This window comes from Streptomyces sp. A18 (genome assembly GCF_059026065.1).
The window spans coordinates 1-17,565 of sequence record NZ_JBWLKL010000002.1 but is presented as its reverse complement, the minus strand read 5'-3'; the positions used below and the strand labels follow the sequence as shown (position 1 = coordinate 17,565).

The window sequence follows — 17,565 nt, the reverse complement described above, 5'->3', positions numbered from 1 at the left end:
TACGGATGGGCGAGACCAGGGCAAAGTCTACCGGCGCTCTTCGTCCTCCCGTGGGGCCTCTCTGCGACGCGACCTCGGAAGGACTCGCAGCGCGTCGCCCATGTCGGCGACTTCGGTGACCTTCATACCGGGAGGGACCTTGCCCGGGTCGGACGGGACGAGGGCGTGAGTGAAGCCCAGACGGTGCGCTTCGGCCAGCCTGCGCTGGACTCCCGTGACCCGTCTGACCTCGCCCGCAAGGCCGACTTCGCCGATCGCGACGAGATTTTTCGGCAGCGGGGTGTCGCTCGCCGCGCTGGCCAGGGCGAGGGCGATCGCGAGGTCGGCGGCCGGCTCGGAGAGCTTCACGCCGCCGACCGTCGCGCTGTAGATGTCGCGCTTGCCGAGCGCCGTGATGCGGCCCCGCTGCTCCAGGACGGCCAGCATCATCGAGACGCGGGAGGTCTCCAGGCCGGACGTGGTGCGCCGGGGGGAGGGGATCTGGGAGTCGACGGTGAGCGCCTGGACCTCGGCCACCAGGGGGCGGCGGCCCTCGAGCGTGACCGTCAGGCAGGTGCCGGGGACGGCCTCCGTGCGGCGGGTGAGGAAGAGGCCGCTGGGGTCGGCGAGGCCGGTGATGCCCTCGTCGTGCAGCTCGAAGCAGCCGACCTCGTCCGTCGTCCCGTAACGGTTCTTGACGCCCCGGACGAGACGGAGGCGGGCGTGGCGGTCGCCCTCGAAGGACAGGACGACGTCCACGAGGTGCTCCAGGAGGCGGGGGCCCGCGATCGCGCCGTCCTTGGTGACGTGGCCGACCAGGAGCGTGGACATGGCGCGCTCCTTGGAGGCGCGGATCAGGGCGCCCGCCACCTCGCGGACCTGGGCCATGCCGCCCGGCGCCCCGTCGATCTCCGGGGACGCGATCGTCTGGACCGAGTCGAGGATCAGGAGGGACGGCTTCACCGCGTCCAAGTGGCCCAGCACGGCGGCGAGATCGGTCTCCGCCGCGAGATAGAGGTGGTCGTCGATCGCCTTGATGCGGTCGGCGCGCAGGCGGACCTGGCTCGCCGACTCCTCGCCGGTGACATAGAGGGTGCGGTGCTCGTCGCTCGCCGACTTCGCCGCGACGTCCAGGAGCAGCGTCGACTTGCCGACGCCCGGCTCGCCCGCGAGCAGCGCCACGGCGCCGGGGACCAGACCGCCGCCCAGGACGCGGTCGAACTCGGGCACTCCCGTGGAGCGTGCGGTGGCCTGGCGGCCGTCGACCTCGCCGATGGGCAGGGCGGAGGAGGTGACACGGCCGGGGGCGGTGGTGCGGACAGCGGGTGCGCCGTACTCCTCGACCGTCCCCCAGGCCTGGCACTCGGGGCAGCGGCCGAGCCACTTGGCCGTCTGCCAGCCGCACTCGGTGCAGCGGTAGGACGGCCGGTCTTTACCGGACTTCGTACGGGTGGCCATGGACCGAACCGTAGCGGGCGGCACTGACAACGACCGACGGCGCATGAGGCGAGCGCGAGGCGAACCGTTTCGGGCGCGGGCGCGGGTCACGGAATCATGGGTTCCTGTCCCCTTTTGAGGGATCTGTTCACCCGTAAGGATTAAATGTGCTCAAGGGGGAGGAGAGACCCGGCATCATCCGCCTAACTTCGCACGGGTGATGAGCAGCAGGCCGGAATCCCCCACGCAAGCAACCGGCGCACACCGGGCGCATCGTGACGCGCGCCAGCGCGTTGTGCCCCGCTCGGTGCCGCAGGCGCCGCCCGCACGCTATGAGCCTTGTCTGGACGGCCTGTTCACGTACTGCCTGTCCGTGCTCTGCGATCACGACGCCGCGACCGCCGCCCTGGGCGACGTGCTCGCCATCGCCGAGCGCCGAGGTTCCCGCGGCCCGGCAGCAGGCGACGCCGAACTGAAGCCCTGGCTATACGCCCTCGCCCGCTGGGTCTGCCTGCGCGCCCTCGCAGACGCCAAGCGCAAGCGGCAGGGCGCGCACGCCTCCGGATCGGCCTCCCGCGTCCCGAAGGAGGCGGAGTCCACCGGGCCCGCCCCTGTGCCGGACGCGGCCGACCGGCAGCGGCGCCGTGAACTCGCCCAGCTGGCCTGGCCGGAGGCCGCGGGAACCACGCCCGAGCAGCGTGAGGCCCTGGAGCTCGCCGTACGCCACCAGCTCGCCCCCAAGGAAGTCGCCGCGGTCATCGGCATGGACATCGTGAAGACCCGCGACCTCCTGGCGTCCGCCGCGTGCGAGGTGGAGCGCACGCGGGCCGCGCTCGCCGTCGTGGAGACCGGCACCTGCCCGATCGTCGCCCGCCTCACCGGCGACAACCAGCTCCTCCTGGGCACGGCCCTGCGCCGCGAGCTCGTCCGGCACGTGGACGACTGCCCGCGCTGCCGCCGCACCGCCGAGCGCGCCGGATCCGGCGCCTGGCCCGGCACTGCGGCCTCCTCGGCCGCGCTGCCCGTCATCGAGGCCCCGCGGGCCGCCGTGCACGTGGCGATGGCGCACGTCCCGCGCGCGCGGGGCGGCGGCCCGCGCTTCGACCGGCGCGGATTCCCGATGGACCCCAAGGACCACGCGGCCCGCCGCGACCGCATGCGCGCGCGTGCCGTGACGACGACGGTCGTCGCCACCGTGGTGGCCGCGCCGGTCCTCGCCCTCTGGGCGGCGTATCGAGGGGCCCCGCTGACCGGTGAGGGCCAGGACGGCCGCTCGGTCAGCGCGAGCGAGGCCGAGCCCGACGGGGCCAACGGCGACCGCAGGCGCGAGGACTACGAGAACGCGGGCAACGCCCACACACCGCCCGATCCCCGCTTCACGGCGGGCAGCCGCTCGCCGGACGTCTCCGTGGAGGTCATCAGCGCCGGATCGCCGCCGTCACGCTCGGGGACCGGCGCCGGTCGCCTCACCGTCGAGGCGCGGCCGAGCGGGGGGACGACGCTGATCACGCTCGCCGCGTCGGGGGGCGAGCCGGTCCACTGGTCGGCGAGCACGGGGGCGTCCTGGCTCTACCTGAGCCGATCCTCCGGGACGCTCGCGCCGGGGGAGACGTCCACGATCCGGGTGTACGTCGACCGTGAGCGGGAGCCGGCGGGCCACTGGAGCGCACGGGTCTCCATCGCACCCGCGGGGGCGATCGTCTCGATCGACGGGTACGGGAGCGGGGCGGGGCGCCCGACGCATCCTGGCCCGAGGCCCACGCCGACACCCCCGAAGCCGAGGCCGACGCCTACGACTCCGGATCCGACGCCGACGCCGACGCCGACGCCATCGGAACCGGACCCGACGCCGACCTCACCGGACCCGACGCCCACTCCGTCGGACCCGGGGAACTCGACGCCCCCGCCGAGCGACACCGGCAACCCGAGCCCGAGCGAGGGCTAGTTCTTCCCCGACCCCGCCCCTTCCCGGCTGTGACATGTGCGGCTCCGCCGCGGGCCGCTCGGCCTGGGGGCCGAGCCCCCTGCGCGGCGGAGCCGCCAATAGATGCAGCCGGGAAGGGGCGGGGTCGGGGACAGAACCTGTCTACCGAGAAGGATCCGCCGGATGCGGTGCAAGCAAGGGCAGCTGCGACGCCAGTCGCTCCTCGCACAGCTCCGCAAGCCGGTCGTACCCCTCCTTGCCCATCAGCTCCGTCAGCTCGGGACGGTAGGAGACGTAGACAGGGTCACCCGCACCGTGCGCCGACGTCGCCGACGTGCACCACCAGTGCAGATCGTGACCCCCGGGGCCCCAGCCCCGCCGGTCGTACTCGCCGATGGACACCTGGAGGATCCGCGTGTCGTCGGGCCGCTCGATCCACTCGTACGTCCGCCGGACCGGCAGCTGCCAGCACACGTCCGGCTTCGTCTCCAGCGGCTCACGCCCCTCCTTCAGCGCCAGGATGTGCAGCGAGCACCCGGCGCCCCCGGCGAAACCGGGGCGGTTCTGGAAGATGCAGGAGCCGTTGTACGGACGCGTCTGGCGTTCGCCGTCGTCGTCCGTCGAGACCCAGCCCGTCTCCGTGCCGATGTCGTGGTGCTGCCAGATGTCCGGCGTGAGCCGCGCCACGGACTCGGCGACCCGCTTCTCGTCGTCCTCGTCGGAGAAGTGCGCGCCGAGCGTGCAACAGCCGTCGTCCGCCCGGCCCGCCGCGATGCCCTGGCAGCCACTGCCGAAGATGCAGCTCCACCGAGAGGTCAGCCATGTCAGATCGCAGCGGAAGACCTGCTCGTCGTCCGCGGGGTCCGGGAACTCCACCCAGGCACGGGCGAAGTCGAGGCCCTTCTCGTCCGGCTGCGCCTTCCCCGGGACCTTCCCCGGGCGCACCTTCTCCGGCTTCTCCGGCTTCCCCGACTTCTTCTTTGAGTTCGTTTTGTCGGTCTTCGCCTTTTTCGTCTTTGGCACGTCTCCAGGGTATGCGCGCTGTGCCCGGTCCGAGGACCAGTGACCGTCATACGCGCAGTAGCGTTCCGTATATGAGACTCGGTGTCCTCGACGTAGGTTCGAACACGGTGCATCTGCTGGTGGTGGACGCCCACCCCGGCGCGCGCCCGCTGCCCGCGTATTCGCACAAGGCCGACCTGCGCCTTGCTCAACTCCTCGACGAGGCCGGGGCGATCGGCCCCGAAGGCGTCGACCGCCTGGTCGGCACGGTCCGCGACGCGATGGAGGCCGCCGAGGACAAGGGCGTGGAGGATCTGCTGCCGTTCGCGACCTCCGCGGTCCGCGAGGCGAGCAACGCCGATCAGGTCCTCGCCCGGGTCAAGGAGGAGACCGGCGTCGACCTCCAGGTCCTCACCGGCGCCGAGGAGGCCCGCCTCACCTTCCTCGCGGCCCGCCGCTGGTTCGGCTGGTCGGCGGGAAAGCTCCTGGTCATCGACATCGGCGGGGGCTCGCTCGAGATCGCGTACGGCATCGACGAGGAACCGGACGCCGCGGTCAGCCTGCCCCTCGGCGCAGGACGTCTCACCTCGGCCTGGCTGACCGGCGACCCGCCGGACCCCGCCGACGTGAAGGCGCTGCGGCGGCACGCGCGCGCCCAGATCGCCCGCACGGTGGGTGAGTTCAGCCGCTTCGGCGCCCCGGACCACGTCGTGGCAACGTCGAAGACGTTCAAGCAGCTGGCCAGGCTCGCGGGCGCCGCGCGCTCCGCCGAGGGCCTCTACGTACAGCGTGAGCTGAAGCGGAAGTCCCTGGAGGACTGGGTCCCGCAGCTGGCCGCGATGACGGCCATGGAGCGCGCGGAGCTGCCGGGGGTCTCCGAGGGGCGGGCCGGGCAGCTGCTCGCGGGGGCTCTCGTCGCCGAGGGTGCGATGGATCTCTTCGGGGTCGAGACGCTTGAGATCTGTCCATGGGCGCTGCGCGAGGGCGTGATCCTGCGCAGGCTCGACCACCTTCCGGCGACCCAGGTCACCACCACCGACGACGGTGCGTAGACGTACGTCACCTACGACTCGGGTGTGCGGGAGACCACCTGGACCACCTCCCCCGCGCCCAGCCGGGGCCCGTACGCTGTCCCTCGTGGCAGAACCAGTGGTGCGCATCCCGGATGCGAAGGTCGCCCTGTCGACGGCCTCGGTCTATCCGGAGTCGACGGCGACGGCCTTCGAGATCGCCGCGCGCCTGGGCTACGACGGCGTCGAGGTCATGGTGTGGACCGACCCCGTCAGCCAGGACATCGAGGCCCTGCGCAGGCTCAGCGACTACCACCAGATCCCCGTACTCGCCGTCCACGCGCCGTGTCTCCTGATCACGCAGCGCGTGTGGTCCACGGACCCCTGGGTGAAGCTCCAGCGCGCGCAGGCCGCCGCCGAGAAGCTGGGCGCGTCGACCGTCGTCGTGCATCCGCCCTTCCGCTGGCAGCGGGGATACGCGAACGCCTTCGTGGAGGGCATCTGGCGGATGGCGGACGAGACGGACGTCCGATTCGCCGTCGAGAACATGTACCCGTGGCGCTACCGCGACCGCGAGATGCTCGCCTACGCCCCCGACTGGGACGTCACCAAGGACGACTACCGCCACTTCACGGTCGACCTCAGCCACACCGCGACCGCCCGCACGGACGCGATGCAGATGATCGACCGCATGGGCGACCGCCTCGGCCACGTCCACCTCGCCGACGGCAACGGCTCCGCCAAGGACGAGCACCTGGTGCCGGGCCGCGGCACACAGCCGTGCGCCGAGCTCCTTGAGCGCCTCGCGACGAACGGCTTCGACGGGCACGTCGTCATCGAGGTCAATACGCGCCGCGCGATGTCCAGCGCCGAACGCGAGGCCGACCTCGCCGAGGCCCTCGCCTATACGCGACTGCATCTGGCGTCCGCGGTGAAGGTGCCCCGCTCGTGACGGCTCCGGCAGCGGGCGGCGCGGCTCCGCGCCGCAGGGGGCGCCCGTCTCGTACGCAGTCGGCCGAGGGCCCGGCGCTGCGGGACCGCATCCTGGAGGCGGCCCGCGCCGAGTTCTCCGCCCGTGGGTACGAGAAGACGTCCGTGCGCGGGATCGCCAAGGCCGCCGGGGTGGACTCGGCGCTCGTGCACCACTACTTCGGCACGAAGGACCAGGTCTTCGCCTCGGCGATCGAGGTGGCCTTCGCGCCCGCCCTCGACGCGCCGGCGGCCATCGAGGACGGCCCGCTCGACGGGGTCGGCGAGCGGCTGACCCGCTTCATCTTCGGCGTCTGGGAGAACCCCGCGACGCGCGTACCGCTGCTCGCCATCGTGCGCTCGGCGGTGAACAACGAAACGGCGGCGGCCGTCTTCCGCCGCCTCATCGCGACGCAGCTGCTCGGCAGGATGGCGAGCCGGATCGACCAGCCGGACGCGGAGCTGCGGGCGGAGCTCGCGGCCGCGCAGCTGGTGGGGACGGCGATGCTGCGGTACGTGATCCAGGTGGAGCCGCTGGCTTCCGCGGATCCGGAGGCGATCATCGCGCGGATCGCGCCGGTGGTGCAGGGGCATCTGACGGGGCCGTGACGGTGGGGCGGGCGGTCGCTCACCGAGACGGCTGGTCCGCCATTCGGACACCCTGTCCAGATCGTGGAGCGGCGGCGTACGCTCGAGAACAGTCGAGTCTTATGTCTCTACGTCCTCTGAGATCCCTGAAGGAGCGAGCGACGATGCCCGAGCTCAGGTCCCGCACAGTCACCCACGGCCGAAACATGGCCGGCGCACGCGCCCTTATGCGTGCCTCCGGTGTACCCGGCGCGGACATCGGGCGTAAGCCGATCATCGCCGTCGCCAACTCGTTCACCGAGTTCGTGCCGGGCCACACCCACCTGCAGCCGGTCGGCCGGATCGTCTCCGAGGCGGTCACGGCGGCGGGCGGCATCCCGCGCGAGTTCAACACGATCGCGGTGGACGACGGCATCGCGATGGGCCACGGCGGCATGCTGTACTCGCTGCCGTCCCGCGACCTGATCGCGGACTCGGTGGAGTACATGGTGGAGGCGCACTGCGCCGACGCCCTGATCTGCATCTCCAACTGCGACAAGATCACCCCCGGCATGCTGAACGCGGCCCTGCGCCTCAACATCCCGACGGTCTTCGTCTCCGGCGGCCCGATGGAGGCCGGCAAGACCACGCTGGTCGACGGCACGGTCCGGAAACTCGACCTGGTCAACGCGATCAGCGACGCGGTCGACGAGAACATCTCGGACGCGGACATGCTCCGTATCGAGGAGAACGCCTGTCCGACCTGCGGCTCCTGCTCCGGCATGTTCACGGCCAACTCCATGAACTGCCTGACCGAAGCCCTCGGCCTCTCGCTCCCCGGCAACGGCTCGATGCTCGCCACGCACACGGGCCGCAAGGCCCTGTACGAGAAGGCGGGCGAGACGGTCGTCGAGATCACCAAGCGCTACTACGGGGACGACGACGCGTCGGTCCTGCCGCGCTCCATCGCCACCCGCGCCGCCTTCGACAACGCCATGGCGCTCGACATCTCCATGGGCGGCTCCACGAACACGATCCTGCACCTGCTCGCCGCGGCGCAGGAGGCCGAGCTCGACTACGGCCTGGCCGACATGGACGCCGTCTCGCGCCGCGTCCCCTGCCTGTCCAAGGTCGCCCCGAACGTGGCGCCCGGCGGCACGTACTACATGGAGGACGTGCACCGCGCGGGCGGCATCCCCGCGATCCTCGGTGAGCTGTACCGCGGGGGCCTGCTCCACGAGGACGTGGGCTCGGTCCACTCCAAGTCCATCAAGGACTGGCTGGACACCTGGGACGTGCGCGGCGGTTCGCCCTCCGCCGAGGCCGTGGAGATGTGGCACGCGGCTCCGGGCTGCAAGCCCTCCGCCAAGGCCTTCTCCCAGTCGGAGCGTTGGGACACCCTGGACACGGACGCCGCGGGCGGCTGCATCAGGGACGTGGCCCACGCGTACTCGAAGGACGGCGGCCTCGCGGTCCTGAAGGGCAACCTGGCGGTGGACGGATGCGTCGTGAAGACGGCGGGCGTCGACGAGTCGATCTGGACGTTCGAGGGTCCGGCCGTGGTCTGCGAATCGCAGGAAGAGGCCGTCGAGAAGATCCTCAACAAGCAGGTGCGGCCGGGTGATGTGGTCGTCATCCGCTACGAGGGCCCCAAGGGCGGCCCCGGTATGCAGGAGATGCTCCACCCGACCTCCTTCCTCAAGGGCCGCGGCCTCGGCAAGACCTGCGCCCTGGTCACGGACGGCCGCTTCTCCGGCGGCACGTCGGGCCTCTCGATCGGCCACGCGTCGCCCGAGGCGGCGTCCGGCGGCACGATCGCCCTGGTCGAGGACGGCGACCGCATCCGCATCGACATCCCCAACCGCGGCATCGAACTTCTGGTCCCGGAAGCGGAACTGGCTGCCCGCCGCGAGGCACTCGGCGGCGTCTACGCCCCCAAGTCCCGGGAACGCAAGGTCTCGGCGGCACTGCGGGCCTATGCGGCGATGGCCACGAGCGCGGACCGCGGCGCGGTGCGGGATGTGTCGAAGCTGGGCTAGCCGCCTGCCGCGGCCTGCTTTCCGCGGCCTGCTTTCCACGACCTGCTTTCCACGACCTGCTTTCCACCGTCAGCCCGGCCTGGATGACTCCAGGCCGGGCTGACGTGTTCTCAAGGGGGTCGGAGAAAGTCGGGGGAAGTCGGGAAAGAACCCCATCCCTCGCAACCACACCACCCCGCCCACGCGTCCACCCAGTGACGAACATGCCGACGGCGGCCACCGGGCCACGGCCACGAGCCGCCGCTTCACGGGGGAGAGAAGCATGAGCGAGAACGTCATAGCGCCAGAATCCGCGGAGGAGATCGAAGCCGCGGCGGCAAAGACGTACCCGATCGTCGCGGACGTCAACGTCCGCTCCGGCCCGGGTACGTCGTACGGCAAGGTGGGCCGCCTCTCGGCAGGAACCCGAGTGACGATCCACTGCCAGAAGCCGGGCGAGAAGATCACGGGCCCGACGGGCACATCCAAGCTCTGGGACCGCATCGGCAGCGGGCGCTATGTGTCGGACACGTACGTCCGCACGGGCAGCGACGGGTACGTGGCACCCCGCTGCTGAATCGCTGCCGAACCACGGCTGCCGCTGATCCGCCGCTGATCCACCGAACGCACGAGGCAGGCAAGAGGCAGGCCAAAGGCAGGGAAAGCCGCCCAGGATCGCCCGGTCACCCGGACTTGGGCGGCTTCGTCGCGTCGAACGAGAACACGGTGTTCTTGGCCGCCGCCACGACCACCACACGCCCCGAAACGGCGACCCGCGGACTCGCGTTCACCTCACCGGCCAGACCATCGGCCCGCGGATCGGTGGTCCACAGCGTCTTGCCCTGAGGCGAAAGCGCGACCACGCGCCCACTGGCCGAGCTGAAGTACAGCGTGCCGCCGCCGCTCGCCGTCGGCCCGGAGGCCCCTTCCACGCCCGTCTGCCGGGACCACTTCTGCCGACCGCTCCCGGGATCCACGGCACTGATCCGCCCGGTCTGCTCGGCGAAGTAGACGGTGCCGTTCGCCAAGCCCGGCGTCGCGCCGTACACCTTCTCGAGCGGTCGGGACGAGACGCGACCGCTGCCCGGCTCGACCCGCAGCACCTTGTCGTACCCGAGGAACTCGGGCCCGTTCATGCGCTGGTGAAGGAGTACGAGCCTGCCGTCTGCGCCACCCACCGGGTGCACGGGCCCCGCGACCGCGATCCCCTTGCCGAACGTCCCCGACGCGAGGTCGACCGTGCGCAGGACGGGATTCCGCACCTCGATGTTCGCGACCTGGGCGGTCGGCGCGCACATCGCGTACATACGCTGCCCCGCCGGGACCGGCGTGCACTCCGAGCCCGCGGGGAACGGCGTCGTCCACAGCGTGCGTCCGCTGTGTACGTCCCTGGCCTCGACCCGCGTACGGCCCGGGTCGACCGACAGGACGGTCGAGCCGGAGATGACCGCGTCCTGCGACCGCCCGGTGAAGATCTGGGACTGGCCGCTGATCGGCCGGGACCACAGCTCCTTGCTGGTCCTGGCGTCCAACGCCACCAGCTTGACGGGCTCGTCGGACGAAGCGGCCTCCGGCGGGATGCGGTAGCCGAGGACGGTGTCGTCCGTGGCACCCACGATGTGCATGCCCTGCATCGGCACGCCGGGGCTCTTCACCTTCCAGATCTCCTTGCCGTCGGAGATCCGCAGCCGCGTCGCGAGGACCCCGCCGCCACCGCAGAACAACGCGTCCCCGCGTGGCACGCAGCGCACCTCGTCCGGGATGCCCTTGTCGTTCGGCACGGTGGTGCGCCACGGCCGGTAGCCGCTGGGCAGGGGTGCTTCGGCGGCCGCGACCGTGCGGTCCTTGCCGTCACCGTCCCCGCCGTCGGGGGACGAGCCGCCGGACGAGCCGAGCTGGAGCGCCGCGATCCCGCCGCCGAGCGCGGCCACTGCGACGGCAGCGGCGAGCACGGGGCGCCAACGGCGACGCGGGCGACGGCCGGTGGGCGCTTCCCCGCCCCCTGCGATACCGGCACTGGTACTGGTACTGACGCTGCTCTTGGTGGCTGCCTCCGAGGACCGGTGATGCTGCGTATCCGTGTCCCGCGTACGACTGCCCGGCACTCCCGCGGCCTGCCCCAACTCGCCCGGCAGGTCCCGCAGCTGCTCCAGCAGCTGGTCCGCCGAGGGCCGCGCGTCCGGGTCCTTGGCGAGGCACGGCTCGACCACCGCGCGCAGGGCGGCCGGGACGGCAGCCAACTCCGGGGCCTCGTGCACCACTTGATACGCCGTCATGTACGGGCTGTCCGCGTCGAAGGGCCCCTGCCCGGTCGCCGCGTACACCAGCAACGTACCCAGCGAGAAGACGTCGGACCGCGGCCCGACCCCGCGCGGCGCCTGCAACTGCTCCGGCGACATGAAGGGCGGCGTACCGATGACGCGCCCCGTCATCGTCAGCGTCTGCTGGTCCGCGGCGCGCGAGATGCCGAAGTCGATGACGCGCGGGCCCTCGGGCGAGAGTACGACGTTCGAGGGCTTCAGGTCGCGGTGCACGACGCCCGCGCGGTGGATGTCGCGCAGCGCCTCCGTCAGACCGATGGCGAGCGTGCGCAGCTCCGCGCCGGCCAGCGGGCCCTGCTTGGCGATGCGCTGGGCGAGCGTGTGGCCCTCTATGTAGGCCGTCGCCATCCACGGGTGCTCGGCCTCCGGGTCGGCGTCGACCACGGCGGCGGTGAACGCGCCGCTCACCCGCCGCGCCGCCACCACCTCCTGCCGGAAGCGGATGCGGAACTCCTCGTCCCCCGCGAACTGTTGGTGGATCAGCTTGATCGCCACGGGACGCCCCGAGGCCGTACGCGCCAGAAAGACCGTGCCCATGCCGCCGGAGCCGAGCCGCGCCTCCAGCGGGTAGCCGCCGATCTCAGCTGGGTCACCTCCGCGGAGCGACACTCTTCTCCGACCTCCAGTCGCGCGTGCACCAGCAGTCCCGCGTGCACCAGTTTTCGCATGGGCCCATTTATCTGTCCTGCCGCACAAACTAGCCGCCGGGTGGTAGGGCAGGGCAAGGCGGGGGACGAATAGGGCGCGCCCGCACCGCCCCGGTCCGCCCTGCGCCCGGACGGCGGGGACCGCGGGCGATACTCGATAGGTGAGCGCAGATTCCAGCACCCCCGACGGCACGGACACGGCCCCCGTGACAGCCCCCGTGACAGCCCCCGGTCCGCAGCCCGAGCCCATCCGCTTCTTCGGCACGACCTGGGTCGCCCACGACAACGGCTACGGCGCGCGCCGCGTGGGCGTCGCCGCGGGCTCGCTGCTCGCGGCGGCGGCAGGCTGCTTCGTACTGCGGTTCGCGTACGAGGGCATGGCGATCGCGGAGGTGGGGACTTTCGTGAACTTCCTTGTCCTCATCATGTTCTCGATCTGCAGCGCGATCGCCTTCCGCCGTACGTGGGAGGGGTTCACCCGCCGCCACGACCCCGCGTCCCAGTCGTCGATGCGCGGCCTCATGACGATCGGCTTCGTCGGCGTCCTGCTCGCCCATTTCTTCCGCTCCCTCACCGAGGCCCCCGGCGAGAACCTCCACCGCGAGGAGTACGAGGCGGCCCGCGAGCAGTACGCGAAGCGAACGTCACGGCGCACGGGCAACCCGTCCCGCAAGAAGAAGAGGAAGGCCTGACAGACGAGGCGACCGACGAGGCGACCGGTGAGGCGACCGGTGAGGTGGCCGAACAAGGTGGCCGACGGGGGTGGCCGACGGGGGGGACGTGCCCTGGCACCCGGCCCCTCGCCGGGGCCCGCGTGCTCGACGTCGGGGCGGGCACGGGCTCGCGACCGCGCTCCTCGCCGCCCGCGGTGCCGACGTCGTCGCGGTGGAGCCGGGCGACGGCGTGGGGCGCGAGTTCCGCCGCGGGCTGCCGGACGTGCCCCTCGTGCGGGCCGACGGCGACCACCTGCCCTTTGCGGACGGCTCGGCCGACTTCATCACGTACGCCCAGACCTGGCACTGGACCGACCAGGAACGCTCCGTCCCGGAGGCCATCCGCATACTGCGCCCCGGCGGCGCACTGGCCCTGTGGTGGAACAGCGCGGACCACGCCGTCCCGTGGCTCGCCGCGCAGGGCGCGCGCATCGCCCGCTGCCTGGGGTACGACGACAAGGCGCGGCACACCGCGGACCGCGCGAGCGAGCTGACCAAGGCCCTGGACTTCCGCAGGGACCGGGTCCGCTGGAGCCGCCGGATCCCCCTCGACTCCGACCGGCTCGCCAACGTCGGCAGCCACTCCGCCTTCCTGGTCCTCGGCGAGGACCGCACGGCCGCCTTCCAAGCGGAGGAGCGCGAGGAACTCCTGAAGACCTTCCCGGACGGAATAGTCGAGGAGAGCTACGTCGTCGACCTCCTCCTGGCCCTGTCATAGCTCATTCATGGCCCAGTCATGGCCCAGTCACGGCACCGAAAACGGGGGCCATCACTGGGCCGTCACTGGGCCATGACTTGACGCTCCCGGCGTCCGGAGCGCCATAATCATCACATGATGAATATCGAGGAACGGCCCGCCATCGAGGCGAGGTCCCTGACCGTCGTCCGAGGCCCCCGCACAGTCCTCCGCGGCCTGGACTTCACCGTCCCGAAGGGCCAGATCACCGGCCTCCTGGGCCCTTCGGGCTGCGGCAAATCCACCCTCATGCGCGCAGTGGTCGGCACCCAGGCCAAGGTCACCGGCGCCCTGAAGGTCCTCGACCAGCCGGCCGGCGCGCCCAGCCTCCGCTCCCGCATCGGCTACGTCACCCAGGACCCATCCGTCTACGACGACCTGACCGTCCGCCAGAACCTGGACTACTTCGCCGCAGTCCTGGACCCCGGCCGCGGCCCCGCCGCCCAGCGCCGCCGCGACCACGTCACCCGTGCCATCGACGACGTCGACCTGACGACCCACGCCGACGCCCTCGCGGGCAACCTCTCCGGAGGCCAGCGCAGCCGCGTCTCCCTCGCCGTGGCCCTCCTGGGCGCCCCGGAACTCCTCGTGCTCGACGAACCCACCGTCGGCCTCGACCCCGTACTCCGCCGCGACCTGTGGAACCTCTTCCACTCCATCGCCGCCGACCGCGCCACCACGATCCTCGTCTCCTCGCACGTCATGGACGAGGCCGAACGCTGCCACCGCCTCCTCCTCATGCGCGAAGGCGAGCTCCTCGCCGACGACACCCCGGAGGCCCTCCGCACCCGCACAGCCTCCGAAACCGTCGAAGCGGCCTTCCTCCACCTGGTCGACGAGGCAGTCGCCGCCCAGCACGACCCCACCACCCCCACCGGCAGCACCACCCCCACCGGCAGCACTACTTCCACCAGCAGCAACGCCTCCACCAGGAGCCCCCGATGAACACCTACCGCACCCTCGCCACCGCGGCCCGTGTCCTGCGGCAGCTCCGCCACGACCCCCGCTCCATCGCGCTGATGCTGCTCGTCCCCTGCGTGATGCTGTTGCTCCTGCGCTACGTGTTCGACGGCAGCCCGGCGACCTTCGACTCCATCGGTGCCTCTCTCCTCGGCATCTTCCCCCTCATCACGATGTTCCTGGTGACCTCCATCGCCACCCTCCGTGAACGCACTTCGGGCACCCTCGAACGCCTCCTCTCGATGCCCCTGGCCAAGGGCGACCTCATCGCGGGCTACGCCCTCGCCTTCGGATTCCTCGCCGTCATCCAGTCGGTCCTCGCCACCGGCCTCGCCCTGTGGGCCCTCGGCCTCGACGTCACCGGCTCCGCCTGGCTGCTGCTCATGGTCGCCCTCCTCGACGCCCTGCTCGGCACGGCCCTCGGCCTCTTCGTCTCCGCCTTCGCCGCCTCCGAATTCCAGGCCGTCCAGTTCATGCCGGCCGTGATCTTCCCCCAGCTCCTCCTCTGCGGCCTGTTCACCCCGCGCGACAAGATGCAGCCCGTCCTCGAAGTGATCTCCAACGTCCTCCCTATGTCGTATGCCGTGGACGGCATGAACGAAGTCCTGCGCCACCCCTCCGTCACCGGCGACTTCGTCCGCGACGCCGTCGTCGTCGCGGGCTGCGCCGTAATCGTCCTCGCCCTGGGCGCCGCCACCCTCCGCCGCCGCACGGCCTGACCCACCAATGCGAGGATGACCCCACCAAGCTGAAGCGCTGACCCGCTCCGAGCCGAAGCGCTGACCCGCACCTGGAGGGTGACCCACACATGCCCCAGCCCGTCGCAGTCCTCGGCACCGGCAAGATCGGCGAAGCCCTCCTCAGCGGAATGATCCGGGCCGGCTGGGCCCCCGCCGATCTCCTGGTCACCACCCGACGGTCCGAGCGCGCCGCGGAGCTCCGCACCCGCTACGGCGTCGACCCCGTCAGCAACGCCGAGGCAGCCAAGCAGGCAGACACCCTCATCCTCGCCGTCAAGCCGCAGGACATGGGCCGCCTCCTCGACGAACTCGCCCCGCACGTCGCCCCCGACCGCCTGGTCATCAGCGCCGCCGCCGGTATCACCACCTCCTTCATCGAAGAGCGCCTCGCCGACAGCACCCCCGTCGTCCGTGTCATGCCCAACACCCCCGTCCTCGTGGACGAAGGCATGTCCGTCATCTCCGCCGGCAGCCACGCCACCGCCGCGCACCTCGCCCACACCGAGGAGATCTTCGGCGCCGTCGGCAAGACCCTCCGCGTCCCCGAGACCCAGCAGGACGCCTGCACCGCCCTCTCCGGCTCGGGCCCGGCGTACTTCTACTATCTGGTCGAGGCCATGACCGACGCGGGCATCCTCCTGGGCCTGCCCCGGGACAAGGCCCACGACCTCATCGTCCAGGCCGCGATCGGCGCCGCCGTGATGCTCCGCGACAGCGGCGAACACCCGGTCAAGCTCCGCGAGAACGTCACCTCCCCTGCCGGCACCACCATCAACGCCATCCGCGAGCTCGAGAACCACGGCGTACGAGCAGCCCTCATCGCCGCCCTCGAAGCCGCCCGCGACCGCAGCCGCGAACTGGCCTCCGGCAACAACAACTGACTGCCCGACCGCCCGCCCGACCGCCCGCCCGACCGCCCGACCGCCCGCCCGACCGGGGACCGGGGCAGGGGCGCCGGGGCGCGCACGGGCCGCACCCCAATGCGGCCCCCGCACGCCCCGGAGAGCGGCACGCCGCTACTACACCTCGTTCTTTACCGGCGGCAGCAGGCCGATCGCGCGATAGGCGGTGTCCACCGTCGGCCTGGACATCGCCCTGGCCCGCTCAGCCCCCCGCCGCAACACCTCCTCTACATACGCGGGATCAGCGACCAGCTCCTTGTGCTTCTCCTGCACGGGCCTCAGCATCTCCACCACGGCGTCGGCGGTGTCCTTCTTCAAAGACCCGTACGACTCATATACACCGCTCAAGTCCTCGGGGTTCCCACCCGTACAGGACGCCAGGATCTCCAGCAGGTTGGCGATCCCCGGCTTGGCCTCACGGTCGTACTCGACCTCGCTCCCGCTGTCCGTGACGGCGCGCAGGATCTTCTTCCGCACGACGTCCGGCTCGTCGAGCAGATAGACGATCCCGGCCCCGGCATCGCCGGACTTCCCCATCTTCGACGTCGGGTCCTGCAGATCCATGACCCTGGCGGCCACCTTGGGATACGTGGCCCGTGGCACCACGAACGTATGTCCGTACCGCTGGTTGAACCGCACCGCCAGATCACGGGTGAGCTCGACGTGCTGCACCTGGTCGTCACCGACCGGCACCTCGTCCGCCCCGTACGCCAGGATGTCCGCGGCCATCAGCACGGGATAGGTGAGCAGCGACAGCCGCACGCTCCCGCCGTGGGCCCGCTCCAGCGCGGACTTCTCCTTGTACTGGATCATCCGCCGCATCTCGCCGTCCGTCGCGACGCACTCGAGCAGGTACGAGAGCCGGGCGTGCTCGTCCACATGACTCTGTACGAACACGGTGGCCCGCTCGGGATCGATCCCCGACGCGAGCAGCAGCGTCGCCGCCTGCCGACTGAGCCTGCGCACCCGGCCTGGATCGTGGTCCACGGTCAGGGCGTGCAGGTCGACGATGCTGAACAACGACTCGGCGCGGTGCTGATCAACCTCTGCCCACTGACGCACGGCGCCCAGGTAGTTCCCCAGGGTCAGATGCCCCGTCGGCTTGATCCCGCTGAAGATCCTCGTCATCTCTCCGCCTCTTGATCAGGACCGCCGGCCCGCCGACCGGGCTCCGGATCCTCCAGGGGGAGAAACGAGAAACGGCCGCCGAGTCGGCAGCCGTTGAGTACATGCGTGTGTACGGCCGCCCGTCAGGCGGCCCACCACAGCTGGGTGTGCGCATGCTTGGTCACGCCTCCTACAGTAGCCCTCAGAGGCCGCTGTGTACCTGGGTTGACACGCTCAGACCGCGTACGTAGTGTTCTCCGAGTTGCCCGACGTGAGCGTCGACCCTTGGTCGGTCCCCGGGCAGCCATTCCGCAAGACCATTCAAGCGATCGATGTCGTGTCTCTTCGATGACGCGTCGTCTGCTCGTTTTCATGCGTGTTTGCGAAATGAGGAATCCGCGTTCGAAAGGACGCCCCCGATTAGGTCGGGAGCCAGGATTCCGCTAATGTCTCACTCGTCGGAACGGCCCAACAGCCGGGAAGACAAAGCCCGCTGACTGGGAATCAGGCCCGAAAGGATCTGGTAGAGTCGG

General features: G+C 71.2%; 14 protein-coding genes and 1 pseudogene. 11 read left to right on the top strand and 4 right to left on the bottom strand.

Annotated elements, in window-relative coordinates:
* Window positions 1–27 precede the first annotated feature (27 nt).
* Window positions 28–1,437: a DNA repair protein RadA gene (radA, locus tag AC5P1C_RS02835; RefSeq protein WP_493864049.1), complete on the bottom strand. Its 1,410-nt coding sequence runs from the start codon at window positions 1,435–1,437 to the stop codon at window positions 28–30.
* A 199-nt stretch (window positions 1,438–1,636) separates the two neighbouring features.
* Between radA and AC5P1C_RS02830 the strand changes: the two genes are divergently transcribed.
* Window positions 1,637–3,361 carry a BACON domain-containing protein gene (locus AC5P1C_RS02830; protein ID WP_493864048.1) on the top strand — a complete coding sequence of 575 codons (1,725 nt, stop codon included), beginning with the start codon at window positions 1,637–1,639 and terminating at the stop codon, window positions 3,359–3,361.
* 141 nt (window positions 3,362–3,502) lie between these two features.
* Here the strand turns inward: AC5P1C_RS02830 and AC5P1C_RS02825 are convergent, their stop codons facing one another.
* Window positions 3,503–4,363 (bottom strand): DUF3109 family protein, encoded by an 861-nt coding sequence (locus tag AC5P1C_RS02825; protein WP_493864047.1) that lies wholly within the window; start codon window positions 4,361–4,363, stop codon window positions 3,503–3,505.
* 71 nt (window positions 4,364–4,434) lie between these two features.
* Here AC5P1C_RS02825 and AC5P1C_RS02820 point away from each other — a divergent pair, with 71 nt between their 5' ends.
* The 5 genes from AC5P1C_RS02820 (at window position 4,435) to AC5P1C_RS02800 (ending at window position 9,483) form a co-directional block, all read left to right on the top strand.
* Entirely contained in the window at window positions 4,435–5,394 is a 960-nt protein-coding gene (locus AC5P1C_RS02820) for a Ppx/GppA family phosphatase (RefSeq protein ID WP_493864046.1), read from the top strand.
* A gap of 85 nt (window positions 5,395–5,479) precedes the next feature.
* A complete protein-coding gene (locus AC5P1C_RS02815; protein WP_493864045.1) occupies window positions 5,480–6,304 on the top strand; it encodes a sugar phosphate isomerase/epimerase family protein in 825 nt (274 codons plus the stop codon).
* Window positions 6,301–6,930 (top strand): TetR/AcrR family transcriptional regulator, encoded by a 630-nt coding sequence (locus tag AC5P1C_RS02810; protein WP_493864044.1) that lies wholly within the window; start codon window positions 6,301–6,303, stop codon window positions 6,928–6,930. The genes AC5P1C_RS02815 and AC5P1C_RS02810 overlap by 4 nt, the downstream gene beginning before the upstream one ends.
* Before the next feature lie 143 nt (window positions 6,931–7,073).
* Entirely contained in the window at window positions 7,074–8,927 is a 1,854-nt protein-coding gene (gene ilvD / locus AC5P1C_RS02805) for a dihydroxy-acid dehydratase (RefSeq protein WP_493864043.1), read from the top strand.
* 262 nt (window positions 8,928–9,189) lie between these two features.
* Window positions 9,190–9,483 carry an SH3 domain-containing protein gene (locus tag AC5P1C_RS02800; RefSeq protein WP_493864042.1) on the top strand — a complete coding sequence of 98 codons (294 nt, stop codon included), beginning with the start codon at window positions 9,190–9,192 and terminating at the stop codon, window positions 9,481–9,483.
* Window positions 9,484–9,589: 106 nt separating this feature from the next.
* Here the strand turns inward: AC5P1C_RS02800 and AC5P1C_RS02795 are convergent, their stop codons facing one another.
* Complete coding sequence (locus tag AC5P1C_RS02795; protein ID WP_493864041.1) at window positions 9,590–11,836, bottom strand: protein kinase domain-containing protein; 2,247 nt, start codon at window positions 11,834–11,836, stop codon at window positions 9,590–9,592.
* A gap of 199 nt (window positions 11,837–12,035) precedes the next feature.
* On the opposite strand from AC5P1C_RS02795, the gene AC5P1C_RS02790 reads away from it, so the two are divergent.
* The 5 genes and pseudogenes from AC5P1C_RS02790 to proC all read left to right on the top strand — a co-directional run bounded on the left by AC5P1C_RS02790 (window position 12,036) and on the right by proC (window position 15,904).
* Window positions 12,036–12,566, top strand: a complete 531-nt coding sequence (locus AC5P1C_RS02790; protein ID WP_493864040.1) for an EamA/RhaT family transporter — start codon at window positions 12,036–12,038, stop codon at window positions 12,564–12,566.
* Window positions 12,567–12,667: 101 nt separating this feature from the next.
* Window positions 12,668–13,305 (top strand): annotated as a pseudogene (locus tag AC5P1C_RS02785) (class I SAM-dependent methyltransferase); the annotation flags it as partial.
* A gap of 114 nt (window positions 13,306–13,419) precedes the next feature.
* Window positions 13,420–14,268 (top strand): ABC transporter ATP-binding protein, encoded by an 849-nt coding sequence (locus AC5P1C_RS02780; protein ID WP_493864039.1) that lies wholly within the window; start codon window positions 13,420–13,422, stop codon window positions 14,266–14,268.
* Window positions 14,265–15,002: an ABC transporter permease gene (locus AC5P1C_RS02775; RefSeq protein WP_493864038.1), complete on the top strand. Its 738-nt coding sequence runs from the start codon at window positions 14,265–14,267 to the stop codon at window positions 15,000–15,002. The genes AC5P1C_RS02780 and AC5P1C_RS02775 overlap by 4 nt, the downstream gene beginning before the upstream one ends.
* Before the next feature lie 89 nt (window positions 15,003–15,091).
* A complete protein-coding gene (proC, locus tag AC5P1C_RS02770) occupies window positions 15,092–15,904 on the top strand; it encodes a pyrroline-5-carboxylate reductase (protein WP_493864037.1) in 813 nt (270 codons plus the stop codon).
* Between the two features lie 138 nt (window positions 15,905–16,042).
* On the opposite strand, the gene trpS is transcribed toward proC, so the two are convergent.
* Window positions 16,043–17,053 carry a tryptophan--tRNA ligase gene (gene trpS, locus AC5P1C_RS02765; protein ID WP_493864036.1) on the bottom strand — a complete coding sequence of 337 codons (1,011 nt, stop codon included), beginning with the start codon at window positions 17,051–17,053 and terminating at the stop codon, window positions 16,043–16,045.
* Window positions 17,054–17,565: the final 512 nt, after the last annotated feature.